At 50.3% G+C, this 23,143-nt stretch carries 25 protein-coding genes and 1 other annotated feature; of the genes, 1 reads left to right on the top strand and 24 read right to left on the bottom strand.

The features are described 5' to 3' along the window. Positions 1-2: 2 nt before the first annotated feature. The 3 genes from coaBC to gmk form a co-directional block, all read right to left on the bottom strand. Positions 3-1,214: a bifunctional phosphopantothenoylcysteine decarboxylase/phosphopantothenate--cysteine ligase CoaBC gene (gene coaBC / locus JUF22_RS07505; protein WP_203645189.1), complete on the bottom strand. Its 1,212-nt coding sequence runs from the start codon at positions 1,212-1,214 to the stop codon at positions 3-5. 542 nt (positions 1,215-1,756) lie between these two features. Beyond that, positions 1,757-1,972 carry a DNA-directed RNA polymerase subunit omega gene (gene rpoZ / locus JUF22_RS07510; RefSeq protein ID WP_061776946.1) on the bottom strand — a complete coding sequence of 72 codons (216 nt, stop codon included), beginning with the start codon at positions 1,970-1,972 and terminating at the stop codon, positions 1,757-1,759. A gap of 2 nt (positions 1,973-1,974) precedes the next feature. After that, complete coding sequence (gene gmk / locus JUF22_RS07515) at positions 1,975-2,589, bottom strand: guanylate kinase (RefSeq protein WP_125765947.1); 615 nt, start codon at positions 2,587-2,589, stop codon at positions 1,975-1,977. Positions 2,590-2,999: 410 nt separating this feature from the next. Here gmk and JUF22_RS07520 point away from each other — a divergent pair, with 410 nt between their 5' ends. Continuing rightward, entirely contained in the window at positions 3,000-3,326 is a 327-nt protein-coding gene (locus tag JUF22_RS07520) for a hypothetical protein (protein WP_203645191.1), read from the top strand. 55 nt (positions 3,327-3,381) lie between these two features. Here JUF22_RS07520 and JUF22_RS07525 read toward each other — a convergent pair whose 3' ends face one another. The 21 genes from JUF22_RS07525 to JUF22_RS07625 form a co-directional block, all read right to left on the bottom strand. Beyond that, positions 3,382-5,445 (bottom strand): MSCRAMM family protein, encoded by a 2,064-nt coding sequence (locus JUF22_RS07525; RefSeq protein ID WP_203645199.1) that lies wholly within the window; start codon positions 5,443-5,445, stop codon positions 3,382-3,384. Positions 5,446-5,647: 202 nt separating this feature from the next. After that, complete coding sequence (locus JUF22_RS07530) at positions 5,648-7,885, bottom strand: SpaA isopeptide-forming pilin-related protein (RefSeq protein ID WP_203645201.1); 2,238 nt, start codon at positions 7,883-7,885, stop codon at positions 5,648-5,650. A gap of 181 nt (positions 7,886-8,066) precedes the next feature. Beyond that, on the bottom strand, positions 8,067-8,369 hold the full coding sequence (locus JUF22_RS07535) for a type II toxin-antitoxin system HicB family antitoxin (RefSeq protein WP_203645203.1): 303 nt from the start codon (positions 8,367-8,369) through the stop codon (positions 8,067-8,069). Between the two features lie 45 nt (positions 8,370-8,414). Next, positions 8,415-10,127: a DNA repair protein RecN gene (gene recN / locus JUF22_RS07540; RefSeq protein ID WP_203645205.1), complete on the bottom strand. Its 1,713-nt coding sequence runs from the start codon at positions 10,125-10,127 to the stop codon at positions 8,415-8,417. Positions 10,128-10,201: 74 nt separating this feature from the next. Further along, on the bottom strand, positions 10,202-10,657 hold the full coding sequence (locus JUF22_RS07545; protein ID WP_125765952.1) for an arginine repressor: 456 nt from the start codon (positions 10,655-10,657) through the stop codon (positions 10,202-10,204). 92 nt (positions 10,658-10,749) lie between these two features. Further along, positions 10,750-11,565 carry a TlyA family RNA methyltransferase gene (locus JUF22_RS07550; protein ID WP_203645207.1) on the bottom strand — a complete coding sequence of 272 codons (816 nt, stop codon included), beginning with the start codon at positions 11,563-11,565 and terminating at the stop codon, positions 10,750-10,752. Further along, positions 11,562-12,467, bottom strand: a complete 906-nt coding sequence (locus JUF22_RS07555) for a polyprenyl synthetase family protein (protein ID WP_203645209.1) — start codon at positions 12,465-12,467, stop codon at positions 11,562-11,564. Before JUF22_RS07555 ends, JUF22_RS07550 begins: the two co-directional genes overlap by 4 nt. Then, positions 12,457-12,705, bottom strand: coding sequence for an exodeoxyribonuclease VII small subunit (locus JUF22_RS07560; RefSeq protein ID WP_125582865.1), 249 nt, complete (start codon positions 12,703-12,705; stop codon positions 12,457-12,459). Before JUF22_RS07560 ends, JUF22_RS07555 begins: the two co-directional genes overlap by 11 nt. Next, positions 12,698-14,050 (bottom strand): exodeoxyribonuclease VII large subunit, encoded by a 1,353-nt coding sequence (gene xseA, locus JUF22_RS07565; protein ID WP_203645211.1) that lies wholly within the window; start codon positions 14,048-14,050, stop codon positions 12,698-12,700. The genes JUF22_RS07560 and xseA overlap by 8 nt, the downstream gene beginning before the upstream one ends. Continuing rightward, positions 14,037-14,903 carry a bifunctional 5,10-methylenetetrahydrofolate dehydrogenase/5,10-methenyltetrahydrofolate cyclohydrolase gene (locus tag JUF22_RS07570; protein WP_203645213.1) on the bottom strand — a complete coding sequence of 289 codons (867 nt, stop codon included), beginning with the start codon at positions 14,901-14,903 and terminating at the stop codon, positions 14,037-14,039. The genes xseA and JUF22_RS07570 overlap by 14 nt, the downstream gene beginning before the upstream one ends. 316 nt (positions 14,904-15,219) lie before the next feature. Next, on the bottom strand, positions 15,220-15,648 hold the full coding sequence (gene nusB, locus JUF22_RS07575) for a transcription antitermination factor NusB (protein ID WP_203645215.1): 429 nt from the start codon (positions 15,646-15,648) through the stop codon (positions 15,220-15,222). Next, positions 15,648-16,088: an Asp23/Gls24 family envelope stress response protein gene (locus tag JUF22_RS07580; RefSeq protein WP_125582857.1), complete on the bottom strand. Its 441-nt coding sequence runs from the start codon at positions 16,086-16,088 to the stop codon at positions 15,648-15,650. The genes nusB and JUF22_RS07580 overlap by 1 nt, the downstream gene beginning before the upstream one ends. 39 nt (positions 16,089-16,127) lie before the next feature. Continuing rightward, a complete protein-coding gene (efp, locus tag JUF22_RS07585; RefSeq protein ID WP_203645216.1) occupies positions 16,128-16,688 on the bottom strand; it encodes an elongation factor P in 561 nt (186 codons plus the stop codon). Between the two features lie 76 nt (positions 16,689-16,764). After that, complete coding sequence (locus JUF22_RS07590) at positions 16,765-17,829, bottom strand: M24 family metallopeptidase (RefSeq protein ID WP_203645218.1); 1,065 nt, start codon at positions 17,827-17,829, stop codon at positions 16,765-16,767. A 96-nt stretch (positions 17,830-17,925) separates the two neighbouring features. Then, the gene (gene rpmA / locus JUF22_RS07595; protein WP_269801535.1) at positions 17,926-18,219 is read right to left on the bottom strand and encodes a 50S ribosomal protein L27; all 294 of its coding nucleotides are present in this window, start codon (positions 18,217-18,219) and stop codon (positions 17,926-17,928) included. Positions 18,220-18,243: 24 nt separating this feature from the next. Further along, entirely contained in the window at positions 18,244-18,582 is a 339-nt protein-coding gene (locus JUF22_RS07600) for a ribosomal-processing cysteine protease Prp (protein WP_125582851.1), read from the bottom strand. A 28-nt stretch (positions 18,583-18,610) separates the two neighbouring features. Then, a complete protein-coding gene (rplU, locus tag JUF22_RS07605) occupies positions 18,611-18,919 on the bottom strand; it encodes a 50S ribosomal protein L21 (protein WP_203641321.1) in 309 nt (102 codons plus the stop codon). 20 nt (positions 18,920-18,939) lie between these two features. After that, positions 18,940-19,020 (bottom strand) — a sequence feature (ribosomal protein L21 leader region). Positions 19,021-19,068: 48 nt separating this feature from the next. Then, positions 19,069-19,635, bottom strand: a complete 567-nt coding sequence (locus JUF22_RS07610; RefSeq protein WP_203645224.1) for a TetR/AcrR family transcriptional regulator — start codon at positions 19,633-19,635, stop codon at positions 19,069-19,071. A 713-nt stretch (positions 19,636-20,348) separates the two neighbouring features. Continuing rightward, positions 20,349-20,891 carry a dUTPase gene (locus JUF22_RS07615; RefSeq protein ID WP_203645226.1) on the bottom strand — a complete coding sequence of 181 codons (543 nt, stop codon included), beginning with the start codon at positions 20,889-20,891 and terminating at the stop codon, positions 20,349-20,351. Positions 20,892-20,904: 13 nt separating this feature from the next. Then, entirely contained in the window at positions 20,905-21,846 is a 942-nt protein-coding gene (locus JUF22_RS07620) for a hypothetical protein (protein ID WP_203638744.1), read from the bottom strand. Then, a complete protein-coding gene (locus tag JUF22_RS07625) occupies positions 21,839-22,717 on the bottom strand; it encodes an exonuclease SbcC (protein ID WP_203645228.1) in 879 nt (292 codons plus the stop codon). Before JUF22_RS07625 ends, JUF22_RS07620 begins: the two co-directional genes overlap by 8 nt. Positions 22,718-23,143 lie beyond the last annotated feature (426 nt).

Genomic DNA, 23,143 nt, shown 5'->3' on the forward strand with positions numbered 1-23,143 from the left:
GCTTACTTGTCTGCTAATAATTGGGCGACCCGGTCGACTAGGGCCCGGGCAATCACCGTTTTGCTGGTCTTGGGCGTCTGATCCGTCACACCATCTGGCAGAATGAAGGTGACCTGATTGTCATCCCCATTAAACCCAATGTCGCTACGGGAGACGTCGTTGGCGGCCAACAGGTCTAAGGACTTGCTGGCCAGTTTCTTTTGGCCGTTAGCCAGTAAATTCTGCGTCTCCGCGGCAAAACCGACCGTGACCTGGTGCGGCTGCTTAATGGCCGCAACTTGTTTCAAAATATCGGGTGTCTTTTTAAGTTTTAAAATAAATTCATCATTGCCAGTCGTCTTTTTAATTTTTTGATCAGCCGTAACTTCCGGTTGAAAATCAGCGACCGCGGCCGCCATCACTAAGGCGTCGGCCTGAGGAAAACGCGCCAACACGGCTTGTGACAAATCGGTCGTGCTTTGGATGGGCACGACCGTCACGCTGGCCGGTGCCGCCAGCTTCGTGGGTGCCGTGATCAACGTGACCTCGGCACCGGCCTCACGAGCGGCGGTAGCGACCGCATAGCCCATTTTGCCAGAGGAGTCGTTGGTCAGGAAACGGACAGGGTCTAACCGTTCGCGAGTCCCACCAGCGGTCACGAGGATCCGCCGACCGACCAGCGTCTGGGGCGTAAACACACCCAGCTGCTCCACCTGAGCAACGATATCGGCAGGCTCGGGGAAGCGGCCCTGACCGGAATAGCCCTCCGCCAGTTTGCCAGTGGCCGGGGCCAGGACGTGCACCCCATCGGCAATCAGTTGCTGGCGATTCCGCTGCGTCGCGGGTGCTTGCCACATATGGGTGTTCATGGCCGGCACAACGATCTTGGGGGCGGCGGTCGCCAACCAGGTTGCACTGGCAGCGTCGTCGGCCTGACCATTGGCAAATTGGGCCATGAGGTTCGCGGATGCTGGCGCGGCAATGGCCAGGTCGGTCCAATCGGCCAGCTCAACGTGGGCAATTTGCCCGTTGGCCTGCCACCAGGACTCGTCCGTGAGCACGGGTGCCTTGGTCAGGGCCGCAAAGGTTGCCGCCGTGACAAACTTGGCGGCCCCCGCTGTCAGAACAACGCGAACCGTGGCGCCGGTCCGTTGTAGGTCACGGGCTAGGAGTGCGGCCTTATAAGCGGCCACACTGCCACCGACCGTTAACGTAATGTGTTTGTCTTCTAGCATTGCTTTCCCTCCAATTATATCATCTGCACTTGAGGCGAAGGAAACCATCGTCACAAGGCTAGTGAAAATAAACCTAGACTGATCAATGACTGCCGTTCCCGACGGCGGGTTCAACCTGTCCTGCTGTGGGGCCCGGTTCCAGCCTGAGAAACGGGCTTCCACCTCGCCTTGAAACCTCGCTGAAGTTCACGAGTTTCCAAGGTTGGCCCATGGCCTAAGCTGAGCAGTTCACTCAGCTAACGCCATCGACACAGCTGACCAGGTTGACCCGCCTCTGGTCACTCACATTGATGGCTAATTTTCACTAGCCTTGCAGGCGACAATCGTTTCTTTCGCATCCACTGACTAAGCTATTATCCAGTCATTTAAATTTTCTGTACCGGATTTGGTTAAATGAAACGACTTTTCAGAAACCGGCATCAAGTATACCTTATTCGTAAGGACCACCTAAAGAATATGGCTCAACCTGTCACAATTTCTCTAAACTGATAAAAAAGGCCAGATTACCCAACGGCAACCTGGTCTTTCCTGAACCGCCAAAGTTAGGCGTCCAGATCCTTTTCGTCCGGATCAATCATTAAGGCACCGGCAGCGATTTCTTCCAGTGCGCGACCAATCGTCTTGGGCGACTTGTAATCGGTCAAGAGTGGCTTAGCGCCGGCGTCCAACTCGTGGGCCCGCTTGCTAGCCAGCATAATCAAAGAATAACGTGAATCAACTTGTGCTAATAAATCATCAACTGAGGGATAGAGTAACATTTTTATTCGTCTCCAATCATTTGTTCGTAATCCGGCATAACCCGGGTTACCCGTAAACGTTCACTGCGGATGATCATTTGAATCCGGTCGACGGCTTGGCTGACTTCGTCGTTTACCACGGCGTAATCATAGTTGCGCATCATCCGAATTTCACCCACGGCCTTCTTGATTCGTTTGTTAATGACGTCCATGGCGTCAGTGCCCCGACCAATCAGGCGGTGCTTTAATTCCATCAAATCAGGTGGCGTTAGGAAAACGAAGACAGCGTCGGGACAATTGGCACGAACCTGCATGGCCCCGTTGACTTCGATTTCCAAGAAGACGTCCTTACCCTCATCAAGGGTCTCATTAACATATTTTAACGGGGTACCGTAGTAGTTGTCAACATACTTGGCGTACTCCAGCATCTCACCGTTACGGATATTTTCCTCAAATTCTTCCTTCGAGACGAAGTAATAGTCAACCCCATTCACTTCGCCTTCCCGCGGTTTCCGGGTGGTCATTGAAATGGAGTACGAAAAATCGGTCGCTCCCGTTTCAAATAGCGCCTTACGAACCGTTCCCTTACCAACTCCGGAAGGACCCGAGAGCACAATGAGCATTCCACGTTTAGCCATCGTTTAAAAATCCCTTCATCATAAAAAATTTAATTATGGGTTGGCTCCCCTAGTCAATAAATCAGTGGGAAGCCAACCCCTTTTCGCCAGAATTGATTGGCTTGAACTATACAATCTATAGGATACTATATTACCACTATTCAGCAACAAATACTGCATATCCGGGCTATTTCTGAAAAAAAACTGGATTCTGTCGCGGTGAGCTAAGTTTAACTGAAAACGAACAGCGTGTGCTATACTGGAAAATCCGTCATCGAGGAGCAAAATAAAATTTTATCGTTAAACCAAGACAGCTCGGCGCTTCAACCTGGTTAACCGCCTTGACGAAAAAAGTTACGAACAAAAAGGCTTGCAATTCCAAACAAGTGTTCGTATAATAAAAATACAAACAAACGTTCGAGGTGATCAGCATGCAAAATTCAATCGCAAAACGCGTTACCCTGTCTGATCGGGTAACCACCCTATCACAGACCCTGTTCAGTCCCTTACCCGTCATTAATGGTCAAGCCGTTTACGCCCAAATGCCCGCCTTTCAATTAACTTTGTTCCTACAACAGGCTTTGGACCGCCATTACTTAGTCCGCCTCCAATTTAAGGCAGCGCCCGAAACGGCACCAGCCACTGTGATCGGTCAGTTAAAGCAGGACTTGGCTGGTCACCTCATTTTAAAACAGAACACGCAGCTCACCACCATTGTGACCCCAGAACTCTTACGTTCGGTCCAACGCGTCAAGTAAGCCAAACGGTCATGATAGTCAATCGCCTATCATGGCCGTTTTTTTTTACAATTTTTTAGTTTTTCTGCGTCCGGCGATACTGCCAAACGCTGAGGCTACCGCCAATCAGCAGTAAGCCGCCTAGGGCTGCGAAGATTGACTTGGCTTCGTTGGTCTTAGGCAAGAGGCCATTGGCTTGACCATGGTGCTTAGCAGACGAAGCCTGGTTACCCGTGATGGTGCCGGCCCCACCGCCATGAGTATTAGATGACGACCCACGTGGGACGGGCGTAGAACCCACTCTGTCACCGTGCCGACTGCTTGAGTCTACAGAATTAGAGCTAGACGTTGAAGTCGATGTCGACGTCCGGGTCGATGAGCTCGTTGACGTGCTGGAGCTGGACGATGATGAACTGCTTGAGCTCGAACTTGATGAATTGCTGGAGTTTGAAGAGTTACTGGAACTCGAGCCACCACCCCCAGTGCCCGTGCCTGACGTTGAGATACTACTATCATCTGCCTGTGAGACAGAAGCACTTGGGTCATTATCACTAATTTTAAACGGAATCGGCGTTTGATCCAGTTTATAACCAGTAGGTGGGGTTTGCTCAATGAAATCGTAGTTTCCCTTAGCAATGGGACTGATGGTTAGTTGGCCATCGGCATCTGTTGTGTAGGTGAGTTTATTGACCGGATTAGCTAGGTCATCCGCTTTATAGAGCTTGTAAGCAGCCCCACTTAATTTTGCACCTGTCTCCTTGGCACTCTTTGTCAGAGTCACTGTAAACGGATTGTCTGATTGCGAAACCCGTTGTGGATTAGCCGTTGTATTTGAAGTAGTGATGGTAAATTTATCAGATACCTCATTATTCAGTTGATACCCAACTGGTGCTTGAGTTTCTTTAACACGATACGTACCTGCCGGAAGACTATCATATGTGAAAGTCCCTTGATAATCTGTTGAAAAGGTCATAAAATCTGCAAAGTTTCCATCTGCATCTTGCCTCAGCAACTCATACTGTGCTTCTTTAAGTAGTTTACTAGAATTGCTGCTGTCATGTTTTGTAAACACCATACTCCCTAAAAAGTCATAACCGTTAAGTTGACCAGTACCACCATTTCCCCATGGAATATCGCTATGTGATTTACCCACAATTGACGGTTCTCCTGACGTATCTCCAGACCCAGGAACTTCTCCAGAACTGCCAGCTTCCCCATCTTCTGCAGTCAACTCAACATAGTTACTAAGATGACCACCCATTATTTTTTGGTCAATTAGCTTCTGATAATCTACTGTCGCAGTATACTGCAGACTGATTTTTCCCGTAACTTTTTTAAAAACAAATTTAATATCAGAGCCACTCGTCGTTACTTCTACTTGATCCTTATCAGAAAAATCAATCGACTTTTCAGATGTTCCATTCGTCTCTGTTCCATAAAGTGAACTTGGATCAAAAGTTTGGAACGCACCTAATGTATCGTTTAAAGTAACATCACCCATATTTTGTTCATCATAGTTAAAAACAAGATTCCAACCGGTTTCTTTGGGATACTGAGTATTATCGACGGTAATTGAAGAATTATCAGGCACCCACCCCACCTTATCAATAACATTATGTGAACCATCGCCGCTGGACTCACCATTATTAGCAGTTCCCCTAACTGTCACGCTCAGTACCCCACCAGTATAGATTTTGTCTCCAGATAATACGTCATCAAACGTTAATTCCCCTGTAGATTCACCTTTGCTTCTATGAAAGTGTCCAACAGCGGTATTATTTGGTCCTAATATAGTAAACTTAATCTCACCTGGATCAATATTTTGTGTTGGCAATTTAACAGTGACATGACTGCCATTTGTTATTTGAACGTCTGATTGAGACACCTTAAAATTATAAATTAAATGATAGAAGTCACCTGACTTATATGCATAATCCATCGGTGAATCATCAGTTGAGACAATATCACCTAAACCATCGGGCTTTGCCCCGTCATCGTATCGTACTTCAGCTGGTGCATCAAGCCCACTGATCTTACCATCCAGCGATTCACCGTCGGCCTTAGCAATCACTGAACCACCCATGAAAACTAATACCACGGTCAACAACCCTAAACCCCAGAGTCCAATCTTTTTCCACATTAGAAACACACCCCATACTCTTGATTACTTGTTTTAAGTCAAGTATAACGCAATTCGACGAATAAACTCGTATTAAATATATGAAGTGTGTAAATAAGTTGCCGTAACAAATGACACTCGCACAGGTAGTTGCCTTTGCGCACAAAAAATCCAGCGGTTACTGATACGACCGCTGGACCCTAAAATTCACTCTATTTTTCGTTTAATGCGTCCGCCGCCACTGCCAAGCACTCGTGCCAATGCCTAACAGGACTAGCCCGACCATCAATGCCAAGACGCCTTTACCTTCATTGGTCTGTGGCAAAATATGATTTTGGGGCGCCGCCGTTGCTGGCTCACTGGAACTGGTTGTTGGCGTTGAAGAGGACTGACTCGATGTCGTCACGACGGTTGTTCCCCGACTAATCGATGAGCTGGAGATGCTGGACGAGGTGACCCGGTCAGCACTCCCACCACTACTCAAATTACTGGAAGAACTGTAAACAGACGTCGATTCAGAACTGGTACTCTTGTCACTAGATGGCTCCGAACTCGGTTGCGACTGAGACGAGCTTGAACTTGGTACTGTGTAAGTATTCGACGAAACACTGCTAGAACTCGAGCTCCCCGTGCTTGAATCACTTAATCCGGAACTACTTGTATTAGACGTAGCCGACGTGTCCGAACCTTGGCTAGAGTCCGTCGCACTGGAAACAGTCGTCTCACTGCTCTGGCTAGAACCGCCCGACACGGAAGAACTTGCGCTACTGGTACTCTCCGTCTCACTCGTCACCGACGAATCCTGACTGGAGGTACTTGAACTGACGCTAGAGGCGTTCGAACTAACACTAGTACTTGAACTTGGACTACTGCTAGACTCCGTAGCAAAGACATCGTCCTGCTTAACATTGACCACGTTATCTTGCTGCTCCGTGCCGCTAATGGTAAATAGCATTGGCGTGGCATCCGTCAGATAACCAGTTGGTGCCTGCTCTTCGATAAATTCGTAGTTTCCTGGGGCCAGGCCCGTCACCGTCAACGTGCCGTCATCGCCAGTGGTGTATTCGTCAGTGGAGACTGATGCGCCAGCCTCGTGGTCCTGCCAACCACTGCCGTACGCCAACGCATAACTCGCACCGACCAACTTGTCCTGCGAACTTTTATCGAACTTGGTTAATTTGACCGCTCCCTGGCTATCCGCTTGGGTAACCGTCTGATGGGCATCCTTATTGGTCGCGCTGATCACAAATGGAACCGGTAGGGTGTTTAGCTGGTAACCACTTGGCGCCTGTGTTTCCACAAATTGATACGTACCGGCGGCTAACCCGTAGTCATTGATCACCCCATGGGAATCGGTGGTCATCTTCGTTTGCAAGTCTTCGTACATCCCCGTCGCTGGATTCAACTTTTGCAGGGTATATTCGGCGCCGCCGAGGACCGTGGCTTGATCATTGGCCGTCTTGGTCAGCGTGACACTGCCAATGTAGTCGCCGCCAATCGTGGCACTCCCGCCCCATTGCACGTTCTTGTGGGAATCGGCCGTCACCGCCGGATTGCCCGGGTTCGACCCAGAGCCCGAACCGGTACCGGCACTGCCCGATTCACCATCGTCCGCAGACAGGTCAACATTGTTGCTGAGGTAGCCACTCGTTTGCCCGGTAAAGGCCGTCGTATCCACCTTGGCGTAGTAGGACAGCGAAATTTTCCCAGTTACATTCGTAAAGGTCATGGTCAGCTTCGAGCCGTCACTCACGACGGTCGGAGTGACCTTGTCGCCGGTCGTTTCGTCCGTCGCCGACACGGAACCAGCCACGTATGTCTGGTAGGCCCCCAACGTATCCGTCAGCGTGACGGTCCCCATGTTCTTAGCCGTCGGATTAAACACGATTTGCCAAACGGCTTGCTTGGGAATACCAGCGTCGTTGTAATCACTATCTTGAACCCAACCGTTCTTCGCCACAACATAATCATCGCCACCACCAATTGCAGCACCACTAGTCCCAGTGACGTTAAAGGTCAGCGTTCCTTGGTGATAGGTATTGGCATTGGCTAAGGCGTTGTTAAACGTAATCGTTGCCGTATGTCCCTTGTCAGCGGGAAGTAAAAAGTCCCCAACCTTGGTCGCCGTCTGGTCTCCGGTCGTCACGTCAAATTTAACGTAACCATGACTGGCAGAATCTGGCAATGTGACCGTCGCCGTATCGCCATCACTAATCGCCGTATCGTCGGCGACCTTCCACGTGTACGACAGCCGATAGTTTTGCCCCGACTTGAGCGGCGCAGTCGGATCGGTCACCGGTGTATACGTGTTATCCCCAGTTTCTTCTTCCACTTTGCTGGGCACACTCAGTCCCTGAACATTGTTATCAATGCTGTTGGCCTGAGCACTACTCTGAAATCCTAGTAAAATCAGTAGCGTGACCATCAAGCTTAACCCAATTAATCCAATACGCTTACCCATGTTCCACACCTCGTTCAATTTGTTACTTCATTGACTTAAGTATACCGCAAAGTCGGCAATAGATTAAGGGCAGACTCATATACACCTGAAACTAATAGTTAAATAAAAGGCGCCAACTCACCCGTTTAACTAACACGGAGAGCTGACGCATTTTTTAATAAATCGTCTAATCGATCACGAATTACAATATCTGATTGGTCGGCACATGACTGTCCTTAGCGACTGTACTTAAATCAACTGCCGTCAATTGGACCTGGTCGTGCGGATAATCTGCCTGGACCTGTTCCAGTGATGATGCAGTAGGCAGGTCCTGCACATCGTAGAGCATGAGTCCTAGAACTTCTTGCGCATTTAGCATGGCCTTGCCCAACGTCGCCGCTTGGCTAATCGCGCTAGGCACGTCTGGAAAGATAACCGTCAACGCATCTGTTTCTGAATCGTGAATAAATATGGTCGGGTAAACCACAATTCTAGTTTTAACCATCCTTACCACTCCTCAATCCTACCAACATCAGCCGTAACTCAAAACCTACGCCTTCTTTGACCGTTTCGCCTTCACTTCATCAGCCAAGCCTAATAACTCGTTGGCATGTTCCATTGCTAGCTTCGTGACCTGAGTCCCAGCAGACATCCGGGCAATTTCGCTGATTCGGTCGTGTTCACTCAACCGGGTCAATTGCGTTTCGGTCCGGTTGCCCTTGATTTCCTTAGCAATAAAGTAATGGTGATCCGCCATGGCTGCGACTTGCGGCAAATGCGTGATACATAGGACCTGAGAAGCCTGGGCAATGCCACTGATCTTCTCGGCAATGGCTTGGGCCACCCGACCGCTGACCCCGGTATCTACTTCGTCGAAGATAATCGAGGTAATCCCCTGTGACTCGGAGAAAATCGTCTTCAATGCCAGCATGATTCGCGAGAGTTCCCCACCGGAAGCAATTTTAGCCAATGGCCGCATGGCTTCGCCAGGATTGGTCCGCAAATAAAATTCCACGTGATCCAGCCCGCTGCTGAGAATCGGTTGGGTCTTGGACCGCGTAAAGTGCACGGCAAAAACCGTCTTATCCATATATAAATCGGCGAGCTCACCATGAATGGCCGTTTCCAGCTTGTCAGCGGACTGTTTACGGGCCTTACTGAGCTGTTCTCCCAGCTTCAACAGCGTCGTTCGTTGAGTCGCAACCTGTGACTCGAGGTCGTCAGCCGTTTCATCGGTGGCCTGCATTTGCTTGAGTTCCGCCGCAATTTTATCAAAGTATTTCAGAACTTGGGCTTCGGAATCACCGTATTTACGCTTCAACTGATTGATGACGTCTAACCGCCGTTCAATCTCATCGAGCCGACCCTCATCCCACTCCAGCAGATCCAGTTGAGAAGAGACATCCCCGACCGCGTCGCTTAAGGCGTAGTAGGCCGTTTCCAGACTACTAGCAATCTGCTTAAAGGCCGGATCAAAATCAGCGATACCCTGCATGGCTTGCATGGCGCCACTGATTTGATCATTAGCCCCGGGAGCAGTGTCTTCACCCGTCAAGGTAATCTGCACCAGCTGTAAGGCGTCGTTGATCTTCTGGAAATTATCCAGTCGTTCCCGTTCAGCAACCAAGCTCTCTTCCTCACCTGGTTGGAGCTGGGCCGATTCAATCTCGTTGACCTGAAATTTCAGCATATCTAAGTGCTGGGCCCACTCTTTTTCGTTAGCCCGTTTATTTTCTAAGGTTGCCTGTAACTGGGTATATTGCTGATACACGGCCTGGTAGCGCTGCCGCAGTTTTGCGACCGTGCCCCCAGCAAACTCATCGAGCATCCCCAGATGTTTTTCTGGTTGCATGAGTTCCTGGTGTTCGTTTTGCCCGTGAATATCAACGGCCGTTTCGCCAATGCGCTTCAACGTGTTGGTATTCACCAGCATGCCATTGACCCGACAGGTATTGCGACCATTTTGATGGATCTCACGCTGGAGAATCACGCTTCCATCATCATGGTCGATACCCAACTCATCTAGGACTTGATAGGTCGTCCCGCCCGTGGGAAAGATAAAGCTCCCTTGAATGATGGCCTTATCCGTTCCCGTACGCACAAAATTGGCCGATCCACGACCCCCAGCCAGTAGACCGACTGCGTCAATAATAATTGATTTTCCGGCCCCGGTTTCCCCGGTCAGCACGGTCATCCCATTTTTAAAGGCGACGTCCAGTCGATCGATAATGGCAAAGTTTTTAATTGACAGCTCTTGTAACACGTTGTGACCCCCTAAATAAAAGACCACCGCTGTGCATCAGCGCTTGCTGGTCGTCAGTCGTGGTCCGGTCGTTTCTAATCCGCAATCATGCGGTCAATCGTCTTTTCTAATTGTAAGGCACCCTGATGGGAAACACAAACGGTCAAGACGGAACTATCATCGCCCACCGTCCCAAAAATAAAGTCATAACGCATTTGATCCAGTAATGAAGCAACTACTGGACCGTTGCCTGGTAGAACCTTCAAAATGGTGAATTGGTCCTGGACCGCAAAAGATATGTAGGCGTTTTGTAACGTCCGCTGTAACTTTTTCTGCGTATCAATTTTCTTTTGGACGGGTAGACTGTAGCGGTAGCCACCAGACTCAGCTGGCAGCTTAACCAGCTGCATCTCCTTGATATCCCGTGAAATGGTCGCTTGCGTCACGTGAATCCCGTCCTCATCTAATAGCCGAACGAAATCCTCTTGCCGTTCAATTTCTCGTGATGTCAGTAATCGTTTGAGTAATTGCTGGCGTTCCTGCTTCTTCATACCTAGCCCCCCTTATGTGATAAAAATGCATAATCTTATCATATACCAGACCTAAGTATTTGGAAAGTAAATTCTCATAAATTTCTCATAATCTATTGCTGTAGGCTCTTATAAGCGGCATCAATCGTTTGTTCAACCGATACATTACTTGCACAGACTGCATTTTTATCAACTGACTGTAAGTGAACCAGGAATTCAATATTCCCTTCGCCACCCCGAATCGGTGAAAAATCTAAGCTCAACACGCTGTATCCCGTGGCAACCGCAAAATCAATAATCATTTGCACCACGCGGGTATGGACGGCGCGGTCACGAACGATTCCATGACTACCGACATCGTCGCGGTCTGCTTCAAATTGCGGCTTGATCAGGGCAACCACGTCACCATCCGTCGCCAGAATGCCCTTCAGCGGCGGCAAAATCATCTTCAAGGAGATGAAGGAGACGTCGATAGAAGCAAAGGTGGGCTGGCCTTTGGTGAAGTCACTTAACTTACTATAACGGAAGTTGGTATGCTCCATCACAATGACCCGTGGGTCTTGCCGGAGCTTCCAAACCAGCTGGTTACTCCCAACGTCCAGCGCATAGCTTAACTGCGCCCCGTTCTGAAGCATGACATCCGTAAATCCACCTGTCGAGGAGCCAATATCCAAGACGATACGGTCGGTCACGTCGATATCAAAACTAGTTAAAGCCTTGGCTAACTTAAAGCCGCCCCGTGACACGTAGGGCAAGGGATGGCCCTTCAAATGCAGTTCGGTGTCTGCTGGAATCATGGATCCCGGCTTATCCAACCGTTCCTCATTTTTTCCTAAGATTTCCCCGGCCATGACGGCACGTTTGGCGTCATCTAAAGATGTATAAAGTCCCTGTTCAACTAATAAGTCGGCAACTCGTTTCTTTTTCATGCATTCACCCGTTTCGTATCAAAGTAACTAAAGAAAGCCGCGAGTAGCGTTGTATCAACGCTAGCTGGCACCTTGGCTAAGGCCGTCTGACCGCTTTGAATCGTCGCAATCAGCGCCTGATTAGCGCCCGCCAGGCCCAGTTTACCCGGATAGGTATTCTTGGCCTCCCCGGCATCCTTTTGCGTGGCCTTCCCCAATTCTGTGGGCGTGCTGACCACGTCTAAGATATCATCGTAAATCTGAAAGGCCAGTCCAAAGGCGTCGGCAAATTCCAGATAGGGTGCCCACTGTGCTTCTGGTGTTTCACTCAGAATCAGTCCGGCCTGAACGGCATAGTGGAGGAGCGCCCCGGTTTTTTCCCGGTGTAAGACGCGTAGCTTAGCCATCGGTAGGTCCACGTGCTCATTCTGCACGTCCTTAGCCTGTCCGGCGACCATGCCCTTTGGCCCAGCCGCAACGGCGAGGGCCCGGGTCAGCGCCACCTGCGTCGTTGCTGGCAAGTCCGTCGCCGTCAGCCACTGAAAGGCCAACGTCAGCAGGCCATCACCCGCCAGCGTCGCCATGCCAGCACCAAACTTCATGTGATTGGTGGGTTCGCCCCGTCGTAAGGCATCGTTGTCCATTGCTGGCAGATCATCATGAATCAACGAATAGGTGTGGAGCAGTTCCAATGCCATGACTGGCCGCCAATCACGCTGGTCGTCAAAGGACCGCCCCAGCGTCTGCAGGGTCGCCACCGTTAATAATGGCCGTAAGCGTTTGCCACCGGCTAAAACGGAGTAGCTCATGGCTTCGGCCAAGCGTGCATCCCCACTATCCGTGGCAATGGCCGCCTTTAACGGCGCATTTAAGCGCGGTACCCAGGTCGTTTCAAACTGCTGGAGCTGGTCATCAATCGGCATCACCGTTGCCCCCTTGTGGCGTTTCAAAGGCGACTTCCTGATCAGAATCATTCATCATGGTCGTCAACGTCTTTTCAGCGTCCTGGAGGGTCGATTGCAGACTCTTGCTCAGCGCGACACCCTTTTGAAACTGGTCCAGGGCTTGTTCCAATGGAATGTCTCCCTGTTCCAGTTGGGAAACGATGGTTTCTAAGGTCGTTAAATTCTCTTCAAATGTTGGTTGCTTTTCATCACTCATGTTTGTCCTCCGATGTTGGTGTAATCGTCTTAATATCGGCTTCAGCCGTGCCGTCACTCAGATGGATCGTTGCTGGGGCAACTTTTAAATCATTCACGCTACGAACCACGTGATCATTTTGGGTCACATAGCTATAGCCCCGCCCCATAATCTTAAGTGGGCTTAAATAATCCAGTCCATTGATCAATTGGGCCACTTGTTTCTGTTGGTTGATTAAATAACGCTTGGCTTCCGTGTTCAGTCGCGCTGACGTCTGGCTCACTAGGAGCTGGTCACGATGGACCCGTTCTAGCGGTGACTGTCCGAGTAGACCTTGCTGGGCCAATGCAAAACGCTGTTGCCGTTGCCGGACCTGCGTTTGCATATTGCGTGTCAGCGCCTGTTGCGCCCGGTCTAAGCGCTCTACGTAAGTCTCGTACAACCGTTGTGGCTGTCGGAACACGTAGGCGGTCATTAGTTTATTCAAGCGTTCTTGTTGGAAGTTAATCCGGTTACTCATGGCATTCAATAATCGCGTCCGTTGTTGGCTCAGTTTGAGCAATTCATCACTCAGCACGGGAACGGCCAATTCGGCGGCTGCCGTAGGCGTTGCGGCCCGCACATCGGCCACCAGGTCGGCAATCGTGGTATCCGTTTCGTGCCCGACTGAAGAAATAATCGGCAATTGACTGGCCGCAATGGCCCGCGCCACAATTTCTTCGTTAAATGGCCACAAATCTTCGATTGACCCACCACCCCGACCAATAATCAGGGTATCAAATGAGCCGTTGGCGTTGGCCCGTTGAATCTGTCGCACAATGTCGGCTGCGGCTGCATCCCCCTGCACAACTGCCGGGAAAAGCACAATCTGTGCAATGGGAAAGCGCCGCCGGGTCGTGGTAATAATGTCTCGAATCACGGCCCCACTGGGACTGGTCACGACCGCAATCCGCTTGGGAAAGCGCGGTAATGGCCGCTTGGGCGCGGTAAATAGACCCTCATCGGCCAGCTTTTGCTTCAGCTGTTCATAGGCCTGGTACAGTTGTCCAACGCCGTCTGGCTCCATACGCTCCACGTAGATTTGATAGTTCCCCGTGGGCTCGTACAGAGAAATACGGCCCGTCACCAGGACCTTCATCCCGGTCTCAGGAGTAAATTTCAGCTTCTCAAAGGCTGATTTGAACATAATGGCGCTAATTTTCGCGTGATCATCCTTCAAGCTAAAGTACTGGTGGGCGTGTGGCCGAAGCCGAAAGTTAGAGATTTCACCCGTCAGATACACCTTGCCTAGGTAGGGATCGACGTCAAATTTTCGTTTTAAATACTGGGTCAGCGCCGTGACCGTTAAATAATCAGTTTGTGCCAAGTTCCTCACTCCACTCGCAAAGGTCAACTGTCTGTTGCATTAGTGTGGCAATCGTCATGGGACCAACGCCCCCCGGAACGGGCGTAATGGCACCGGCCCGCTTAACGACGCCGTCAAAGTCCACGTCTCCGGTCAATTTGCCGTTTTCATCACGGTCCATCCCCACGTCAATGACGATGGCACCCGGTTTCACGTCGGTTTCCTTGATCAAATGGGTTACCCCAGTCGCGACAACCAGCACATCGGCCGTTCGGGTCAATTCGCTAAGATTCTTGGTGTAGATGTGGGCGATGCTGACCGTCATATCGGCGTTCAACAGCATCGAGGCCATTGGGCGACCTACAATCATACTACGGCCCACGACGACTGCATGCTTGCCCCGTAAATGAACCGGGAGTGAAGCTAACATGGTCATGATGCCCCGCGGTGTGCAGGAAACGGGATGGTGTCCTGGTAAGTCGGCAAATAACCGGCCAACGTTTAAGGGATGGAACCCGTCCACGTCTTTCGCCGGATCAATCTGAGCGACCACGGCTTGTTCGTCCAGTCCCTCAGGTAACGGTGATTGCACCAAGATCCCATGAATTGCTGGGTCTGCATTGTATTCATTAACAACTTGTAAAAGTTCTGTTTGTGAAATGGTTGCGGGAAGCTGCCGAACCACGGAATTGATGCCGAGTTGGCCGGCCTTCTTGTGCTTGTTGCGCACGTAAATGGCGCTGGCGGGGTCTTCACCCACAATAATCACTGCAAGGCCTGGAACGACACCACGTTGGGCGAGCGTTGCCACCCGGTCCTTGGTGTGGGCATTGAGGTCTTTCGCCAGTTGTTTGCCGTCGATAATGGTCGTCATGAAGTTATTCCTCCCGTAAATTTCAAGTTAACTACCATTTTAGCATAGTTGACCTGAAAACGGGACTGCATCGCGGCGCAAAATGACCCGGTCACAATCTGTTAAACAAATTGATTGCTGAAGACTTAATTAGTCCGCACGCTACTAAATTTTCACTCGACACCGCCGTGCGCAGTGACCACTCGTCGCGCACGTCAACGTTAGTATTTCGCGACAGGTGTTTGTCGCCCGCTGACGTTTCACCGCGACGCACTGACCACATTCAGCGCAACAAAAAAGACCGACCGCTAAAAGTTAGCAGTCAGTCGATTTGTGACTAAGATTGTGAATCCAACGGTTCATCTAACGTATGTGCAAGCACACCGTTGATGAATCGCCGAGAACGGTCGTCGCTGAAGTTCTTGGCTAATTCCAAGGCTTCGTTGACAGCCACTCGGTCAGGCACTTCTTCCACGTAGTCAATTTCATAAAAGGCGATCCGCATGATTACCAAATCAGTTTTGGCAATCCGCTTGAGCTGCCAGCCAGTGCTCAGGTACTGGTCGATCTTCGCATCCAAGTCAGCTTGGTTTGCTAAGACGCCAGTAACGAGCTTCTGGAGGTAGTCAGGCACGGGAACGGTTTGGTCCGGGTCATCCGTCAAGACACGTTGGTACAACGCATCATGATCGGCATCGGGATTGGCGTTCAAGGCAAAAAGCATTTGAAACGCGCGTTCCCGAATTTGATGTCGTGTAAGTGTCACTATTGGTCACTATCTCCTTCATCGCTCTGGTTAAACAGGTTATCAGGGTCGACCTGTTGCGCCGTCTTTTCGGGAATGACGCCTTCCACGTGAACGTTAACTTCACGCAAGTCGAGGTCCGTCATGAACAACAATTGTTGCTTCACGTTATCTTGAATGGCCAAGGCAACCTTAGGCACCGCTACCCCGTAATCCAAGTAAACGTAAACGTCAACCGCTAATTCGTCGCCATCAAAGACCAGCTTAACGCCCTTCCCATGTTGTTCTTTACGACCCAACAGTTCGGTAACGCTATTTGCTAAAGAACCCCGCATCCGTGCGACGCCTTCGGTTTGACTAGCCGCAATGCCGACGATAATTTCGAGGACTTGCGGTGCCACTTCGATCTTACCCAAAGCGGGTTCCTTTGATTCTAAAATGATATTAGTATCTTCCGCCATTCGTTGACCCTCCCTTACTGATTAAACGTGTGTGAAAACTTAGGCACGGGAAATGTACGTACCGTCAGTTGAGTTGATGGAGAGCTTGTCGCCTTCGTTAACGAAGAATGGCACTTGAACGACTAAGCCAGTGTTCATGGTAGCAGGCTTGGAACCACCAGAAGCGGTGTTCCCCTTGATACCAGGTTCCGTAGCAACAACTTCCAAGACAACCGTGTTTGGCACTTCGATACCGAGAACTTCGGAACCGTATTGAACCAAGTCAACGTTCATGTTTTCTTGTAAGTATGGGAGTTGTGCCTTGATTTGGTCATCTGGCACTTCGATTTGTTCGAAGTTGTCGGTGTCCATGAAGACCCGGTTACTACCATCTTCGTACAGGTATTGCATCGAACGCGTTTGGATATCAGCACGTTCCATCTTAGCACCGGCACGGAAAGTCTTTTCTTGAACGGCACCCGTCCGTAAGTTCTTAAGCTTTGAACGAACGAAAGCGCCACCCTTACCAGGCTTAACGTGTTGGAACTCAATGATGCGCCAGATTGCGTGATCGACTTCGATCGTTAAACCGTTTTTAAAATCAGCAGTAGAAATTGCCATAATGTGTCAGCCTCCTAAAATATGTCCTCTTTATAATATCAATTCTTACCCATAAAAAGCAAGATAGGTGAGTCACTTACAGAATAATTAAATTTCTCGGCACGGTTGTCAGGGTCTCGTGACCCGTTGCCGTCACCAATAAATCGTCTTCAATGCGAATGCCACCCTGACCGGCAAAGTAAACGCCGGGTTCCACGGTGATGACCTCGTTTGGGGCCATCACGTCGGGCCAGCCCCGACCAATGTTCGGACCCTCGTGGATATCCAAGCCAATGCCATGGCCCGTACCGTGAATGAAGGCTGCGCCGTAACCCTGATCGGTCAAATACTGCCGACCAATGATATCCAGCTCATCCCCCGTGACGCCGGGTTTAACCGCTGCCATAATCTTTTCCTGTGCGGTCTGCACAGCATGATAGGCTGCCGTCAAAGCGGTCCCGGGATCTCCCAAGGCCACCGTCCGCGTCACATCAGAGGTGTAGCCATCCACGTAAAAGCCACAATCAATCGTGACCAGTTCACCACTGGCCAGTTGCTTGTCGCTCGCCTGACCATGCGGCCAAGCTGAACGCGCCCCACTGGCAACGATGGTCCCAAAGCTGGGACCCGTTGCGCCGTGGTCTTGCATCCACCGTTCGAGCCACTGGGCCGCTTGCCGTTCCGTCATGCCGGGCTTCAACACCTCCAGCAAAGCGAGGACCCCCTCGCTAGTTAGTGCCGTTGCCCGTTTCAAGGCGGCCAATTCGGCCGGTTCCTTGATTTGACGGAGCGCATCGATTACCCCAGCAAGGGGCACGATGTCAGTCATTAAATGCTCATCTAACCATTCAAACTCGGCTAAGGTTAAACTATCCTCAATTCCTAGTACCGTTGCACCAGCGGCCTCTAACGCATCATCAACGGCTTGCAAGTAGTCGCGGGTGATTGTTTTCGGGACGTCGGGCATGGTCGCCGCTAATTCAGACTGGTAACGCGCGTCCGTGATAAACACGGCGTCGTGTTCCGTGACCAGCAGATACCCGTCGCCGGGCTCCACACTGGTGCCGACTAAGTAGCGTTGATTACTGGGTGATGAGACCAAAAAGCTATCGATACTTAACGTGGCAAATTTGGCCTGTAACCGTTCGATTCTAGTTGTCATGACCCTAGCCTCCTTGATGTTTGGCAGAAAAAAGAAGAACTCAAAGCGAATTGGTCTCGCCTCAAGCTCTTCAGTCGTTACGAGGAAAACCTCGTGTTATTTAGCTGCTTCTTCTGCAACTGGGTATACGGATACTTGACGCTTGTCGCGGCCAAGACGTTCGAATTTAACGACGCCAGCAACCTTGGCAAACAAAGTATCGTCACCACCGCGGCCTACGTTCAAGCCTGGGTAGATGTGCGTCCCACGTTGGCGGTAAAGGATAGAACCACCGGTAACAGTAGAACCGTCAGCAGCCTTCGTCCCAAGACGACGACCAGCAGAGTCACGACCGTTAGCAGTAGACCCACCACCTTTATGGTGAGAGAAGAATTGTAAGTTCATGTTCATCAGCATAAGTTTCACCTCCGCAATTTAGTCTTTGGTTTCAGCGAATTGAATATAATCCGCGTAATTTGTGGCGACATCTCTTAACCCATCCGCAAAACTCTGGAGGAGTGTTTGTCCCTTTAATTCGGCCGTTGCTTCCAGCTTTGGTGGAAGGTGGACTTCCAGATAGCCACCCTCCTGATCACGATTCTCAACCTCTATTGGAATCTCAGCGATTCGTTGTAGAGCATTAACCGTCGTAATCGCAAGCACCGATACCGCAGCGCAAACAATGTCTTGACCATACTCACCTGAGTCAGCGTGGCCAGTGATTTGGAATGAATCGATTCGGTTGGTTCCATGATGGAACGTCGCGTGAATCATCGAGATCGCCTCTCTTTAATCTTTAGGCTTAAGCGTTGATAGCATCAACGACAACCTTGGTGTATGGTTGACGGTGACCCTTCTTCGTATGAGTACCCTTTTTGGCCTTATACTTGAAAGTAACAACCTTCTTTTCCAGACCCTGCTTTTCAACAGTTCCAGTAACGGTTGCACCTGCAACAGTTGGCGTCCCGATCTTAGGCTTGTCACCACCGACAAAGACAACTTGGTCAAAAGTAACCTTTTCACCAGCTTCAACGTTCAACTTTTCGACGTAAACAGCTTGGCCTGCTTCGACCTTGTACTGCTTGCCGCCAGTTACGATAATTGCGTACATGTGTGTGCACCTCCTTATATATTTAGACTTAGACTCGCCGAAAACAAGTGCTCCGCAAGGCGGAAAACTTAATGACTCGTCCCGAGCGGTTGCAGCTGTGGAAGTCCACAAATACAACATGAAAATTATACTTGATAGGATTTCCCACGTCAAGCTTTTTCTGCGCCAATTGGCAGGTCAATCCCGACCGGTGCGAACCAGGCCGCGACTGGCGTGACTTCTGGCTTTAATAATTGGCAAAAAGATTGTGCCAAAAATTCTGACCGGTAACGGCGATTGTCGTTTAACCAGTGGTGCACCAACCCGGTAAAAGCGGTCGCTAAAAAGGCCGTCTGCACATCCAATGGCGGTTGTTCCCCATCGGGGGTTGGCAGGTGTTGGGCGTAAGCGGTCATTTCCCGCTCAAACCGCTGAAGTAGTCGAGGTTGAAACTGGGTGAATTGGGGGTGCAACAAGACCAGTAGGATTTGATGATGCTGATCAACGTACCGTAAGGCCGGGCCCAACGCAAAGCCACGGGTCGGCTCACCCTGTGGCGTCAGGGTCGTCTTAGCGGCTGCAAACCACTCATCAATGACCTGCTGCTCAGTCTGTTCGAGGAAGTCTACCTTGTCCTTATAATGCAGGTAAAAGGTCCCGCGGGTGATCTGGGCCGTCTGGGTCAACTTCTGTACGGAAATCTGCTTCAATGAGTTTTGTTGGAGTAGCGTACTCAATGCTTGGCGCAGCCGGTCATTCGTCCGGACAACGCGTGGGTCTGTCTGACTGATAATGTCTCGCTCCCTTCACTTCTAGAAAAAGCTAGTCCGACTACGAACTAGCTTTTCATTTACCATTCTATTCTTAAACATCGTTCGTTGGGTTAGGCCTATGGGTTCGTTCCCGGCGGCGGGCCAAAGTGCCCTGATGTGGGGCCGGTTCCAGCCAAAGTACGGGCTTCCACCTCAACTTTGAGCCAAAGAACGGTCTCAAAGGTTGTCCCATGGGCTAAGCTGAGAAAAAATCACTCAGCTAAGGCCATCGACACAGCTGGTCACTTTGGCCCGCCTCTGGTCACTAACATTTGCCTAACCCATTCACTAATTTAGTGTAATTTTCACGTTAAGCTTATTGGCCGCTAATTATACACAACCAAGTTGACCGTAGTATGTAGCCAACACACTCCGTCACCCCACGCCAACAACTAACGGTTATGGGTGCGGGTCAAACCAGTGTCAGCCGCAGGGCTGGTGAAAATGGGCTCAGCCGTGGGAGTTACCTAAGCGGGGGGACCCCGCTTAGGTAACTGCTATCTTTGAGACGCGAACTTCGGCTCAAAGTAAGTCCGAAGACCGCCCCTCAGGCTTCGGGCGCGCGCCCACAGCGTCACGGCCCATTTTCACCAGCCCGGAGGCGAGTCAACGACCGTTTCGAACCAGCCCCAAAACCGTTAGTAATTGTTGGCTTGGCGGTCGAGATTGACTTGACGTTTGGCCTCGTATGCGGCCTGAATCTGGTCCTGACTAAACCCGAAATCCACGAATCCCCACTTCAAGAACAGCCGCCAAGCATGGCGGAAGTCCTCTTGCCGGTGGGCAAAGTGACTGTTGAACAGCATCCGTTTCAGAATCAAGTATTGTTGGTCCAAATCCTTGGCTGGCCGACTGGTTTCGAGGGTCGTCAGGTCTTCTTCCGTCAACATGATCAGGTGCGTCCAGGTCTTCTTGGCCGCAACCAGGAAGAAGAAGTCCATGGCGTCCGTATACTCCGTCAACAGGGTCTCTTCCGGCGTTTGACCGGCATCGGCCTTGCCACGGTGAGTCTTCCAGACCTTAAACCATTCCGACGTATTGGCCACTTCGGCAAGTTCCACGTCGAGGGCCACGTAGGCGTTTTCAATCTGTGACTTACGGGTCATTTCAATGTCTCGGTCCCGGGTGATCTGCTCATCCAGGGCGATGGATTGTTGCACTAATTTTGCTAACTCTAACACGTTGGGAATCCTCCTAACCGAAGATCAAGGGGTCAGACGAAATTTCCAGGTCCGTCAGGTTTTCCAGGTACCAGTCGCGCATGAATGGGTACTTTAAGAGAACGTCGAACCAGGAAATCTTCTGGTCATCATCGTGGACCGTCAAGACCCACTCTGGTTGCCCTTCCAATTGGTTGTTAAAGATATCGACGACCACACCGTGTTCCAGCGCAATTTCGGCCCCATTGCCGTTGACGCCGTTGGTTAACATGTAGTCTTCCTTGGCAGCCATCACAAACAAACGGTCCACCACGCCGGCTGGCAAGTCCGTTGACCGTACCGCATAGTTTTGGCGGTTGGCGGCATCTAAAATATTGAAGTCCACGGAATAACCGTAGTCTTCCTTCAGGTAACGGGCAAAATCCACTAAGATCTGAACGGATGTCTTCACCGTTTCGGCAGGCACCGTTTCGTGCAGGTCAATGATAAAGAGCTGTGTCAGCGCATGGCTGTTGAAGCGGAACATTTTGCGTTCCAGGTTCAGGTAGAACAAGGATTGGCCGGTCGCCCGTTCGCGGTAGTAAACCCCACCGTTTTCAGACGTTTCCACGCGGAAGTTAAACGTTCCCCGGTCACCCAGCGGCGTTAACTGTTGGGTCAACTCTTCGTGGTGGTCGCGAGATTGTAAGATGACGTTCTTTCCTTGATCGTGCAGTTCCAGCATCCGGGACATGAATAACAGGTAATAGTCGGCGTTACTATACTGGTGCGGGAAGGTCACGTAGTCGGAATCCAGCGTAAAGTCGGCCAGTTCCGTGGCGGCAGAAACCAATTCATCGGGATCCGTCGTCTTGATCAGTTGGTCCATCAATTTGGTGAACCGCAAGCCCGTTTCCAAGCCATCCTTAATTGCCTCGTTATAGTTGAGTAACCGGCCACTGGTGGTCAATGTCGATGGGTCATTTTCATTAATCATCAACTGTCACCTCGCCCTCACTCTTGCCTAACAGGCTGTTCAAGTAGTCCGCATATAGACTCGCATTGTGGGCTTCGAAGTGTTCAAAGTCATCAAAGGCGTCGCGAATACTTTGCTTTTCGTAGTTTAAAATCGTATCTTCCTTAGACAAAACGAGAATCCGATCATCATTTTCCTTGATTGTCTTGTGGGCGTTCAGGGCTTTTTCGTCCTCGTCCGCTAACTTGGTCAATTGGTCAATGATGCCCTGACGTTCGTCTTTGAGCTTACCGGAATCCCAAGGCATACTGCTCTTGCCACTGTTCTCCTTCAGCTGTTCACGCAGCTCAGCCTTCTGGTTGTCCCGGGTGGTTTGGGCGTCCACCAATTTCTGGAGTTGTTCACTTTGACCGGAAATAGATTCGATCTGCGCGGTATTGAGCCGTTGACCATGAGCTTCCAAGGCGAATGAATCCTTGAGCTTTTGGTATTCCTTTTCGTCAAACTCAAATTTCACGTTAATGACATCTAAGTCGCCGAACAGACGCCGGTCCCACCAGTTCCCAAAGTAAATGTGGAACAGACCGGTCGTGTATTCTTCGTAGTAAAAGAATGGGTAAATGTGCCCCAAGTAATCGATCAGGTTGTCACTTAAGTAGTGGCTGATCTGGGGATGAATATTGTCGACCAATTCTGCCAGATGGTTCACTGCCCGGGTCGAACGGGTCTTCTTCACTTCTTGATAGTAACGCACTTGGTCCAGCAATTCGTAAACCTGACGATCATCGCCGTGTTGAACTGCGGCTTGCAAGGTGCTTAAGTATTCGAGCTTGTTGGCGATTGCCTGTGTTAAGGCATCGGCGGCACTAGCTTGTTGTTCTTGATTTTCCATGGATTATCCCTCATTATTCTGATGTTCCCTAGCGCTTGCCGTGAACATTTGGTTATACGTTCATGTTACCAAAAATTGGCCGAGAAAAAAGCAGTTTGCCTGAAGTTTTATGGGAAAATCATTAATTTTTTCTCGACCGTTAAAAATTTACTCTGTCACCACGAAAAAAGATCCGAGACAATCGTCCCGAATCTTTAGGTGATTTGAATTTTAAAATTAAGTCTCGCTGACGACCACACCATCTTTAAGAGACAGTGCGTACGCAGAATTTTCATCAACTAACATCCCTGTCGCAGCAGGAGCAAGTTAACTGATTCCTCTCGTACAGTCACCTGACACATCAGCAACTAAGAACTGCCACTACTGGGTTAAACCCGTGTCAGCCGCAGGGCTGGGAAAACTGGGCCTGTCGCGGAAGTGACCAGA

Origin of the sequence: Levilactobacillus lanxiensis (assembly GCF_016861655.1) — a bacterium.
Lineage (GTDB): Bacteria > Bacillota > Bacilli > Lactobacillales > Lactobacillaceae > Levilactobacillus > Levilactobacillus lanxiensis.

Bases quoted from the DNA above. Each gene is read 5' to 3' on its own strand.
- JUF22_RS07550 (WP_203645207.1), bottom strand. From the start codon at position 11,565: ATGAAAAAGAAACGAGTTGCCGACTTATTAGTTGAACAGGGACTTTAT.
- JUF22_RS07535 (WP_203645203.1), bottom strand. From the start codon at position 8,369: ATGGTTAAAACTAGAATTGTGGTTTACCCGACCATATTTATTCACGAT.
- JUF22_RS07555 (WP_203645209.1), bottom strand. From the start codon at position 12,467: ATGCCGATTGATGACCAGCTCCAGCAGTTTGAAACGACCTGGGTACCG.
- JUF22_RS07620 (WP_203638744.1), bottom strand. From the start codon at position 21,846: ATGATTAATGAAAATGACCCATCGACATTGACCACCAGTGGCCGGTTA.
- JUF22_RS07570 (WP_203645213.1), bottom strand. From the start codon at position 14,903: ATGACGACCATTATCGACGGCAAACAACTGGCGAAAGACCTCAATGCC.
- JUF22_RS07580 (WP_125582857.1), bottom strand. From the start codon at position 16,088: ATGGCGGAAGATACTAATATCATTTTAGAATCAAAGGAACCCGCTTTG.
- rpoZ (WP_061776946.1), bottom strand. From the start codon at position 1,972: ATGTTACTCTATCCCTCAGTTGATGATTTATTAGCACAAGTTGATTCA.
- rpmA (WP_269801535.1), bottom strand. From the start codon at position 18,219: ATGAACATGAACTTACAATTCTTCTCTCACCATAAAGGTGGTGGGTCT.
- rplU (WP_203641321.1), bottom strand. From the start codon at position 18,919: ATGTACGCAATTATCGTAACTGGCGGCAAGCAGTACAAGGTCGAAGCA.
- JUF22_RS07590 (WP_203645218.1), bottom strand. From the start codon at position 17,829: ATGACAACTAGAATCGAACGGTTACAGGCCAAATTTGCCACGTTAAGT.
- coaBC (WP_203645189.1), bottom strand. From the start codon at position 1,214: ATGCTAGAAGACAAACACATTACGTTAACGGTCGGTGGCAGTGTGGCC.
- JUF22_RS07625 (WP_203645228.1), bottom strand. From the start codon at position 22,717: ATGGAAAATCAAGAACAACAAGCTAGTGCCGCCGATGCCTTAACACAG.
- efp (WP_203645216.1), bottom strand. From the start codon at position 16,688: ATGGCAATTTCTACTGCTGATTTTAAAAACGGTTTAACGATCGAAGTC.
- JUF22_RS07545 (WP_125765952.1), bottom strand. From the start codon at position 10,657: ATGAAGAAGCAGGAACGCCAGCAATTACTCAAACGATTACTGACATCA.
- gmk (WP_125765947.1), bottom strand. From the start codon at position 2,589: ATGGCTAAACGTGGAATGCTCATTGTGCTCTCGGGTCCTTCCGGAGTT.
- JUF22_RS07525 (WP_203645199.1), bottom strand. From the start codon at position 5,445: ATGTGGAAAAAGATTGGACTCTGGGGTTTAGGGTTGTTGACCGTGGTA.
- JUF22_RS07520 (WP_203645191.1), top strand. From the start codon at position 3,000: ATGCAAAATTCAATCGCAAAACGCGTTACCCTGTCTGATCGGGTAACC.
- JUF22_RS07530 (WP_203645201.1), bottom strand. From the start codon at position 7,885: ATGGGTAAGCGTATTGGATTAATTGGGTTAAGCTTGATGGTCACGCTA.
- JUF22_RS07560 (WP_125582865.1), bottom strand. From the start codon at position 12,705: ATGAGTGATGAAAAGCAACCAACATTTGAAGAGAATTTAACGACCTTA.
- JUF22_RS07600 (WP_125582851.1), bottom strand. From the start codon at position 18,582: ATGATTCACGCGACGTTCCATCATGGAACCAACCGAATCGATTCATTC.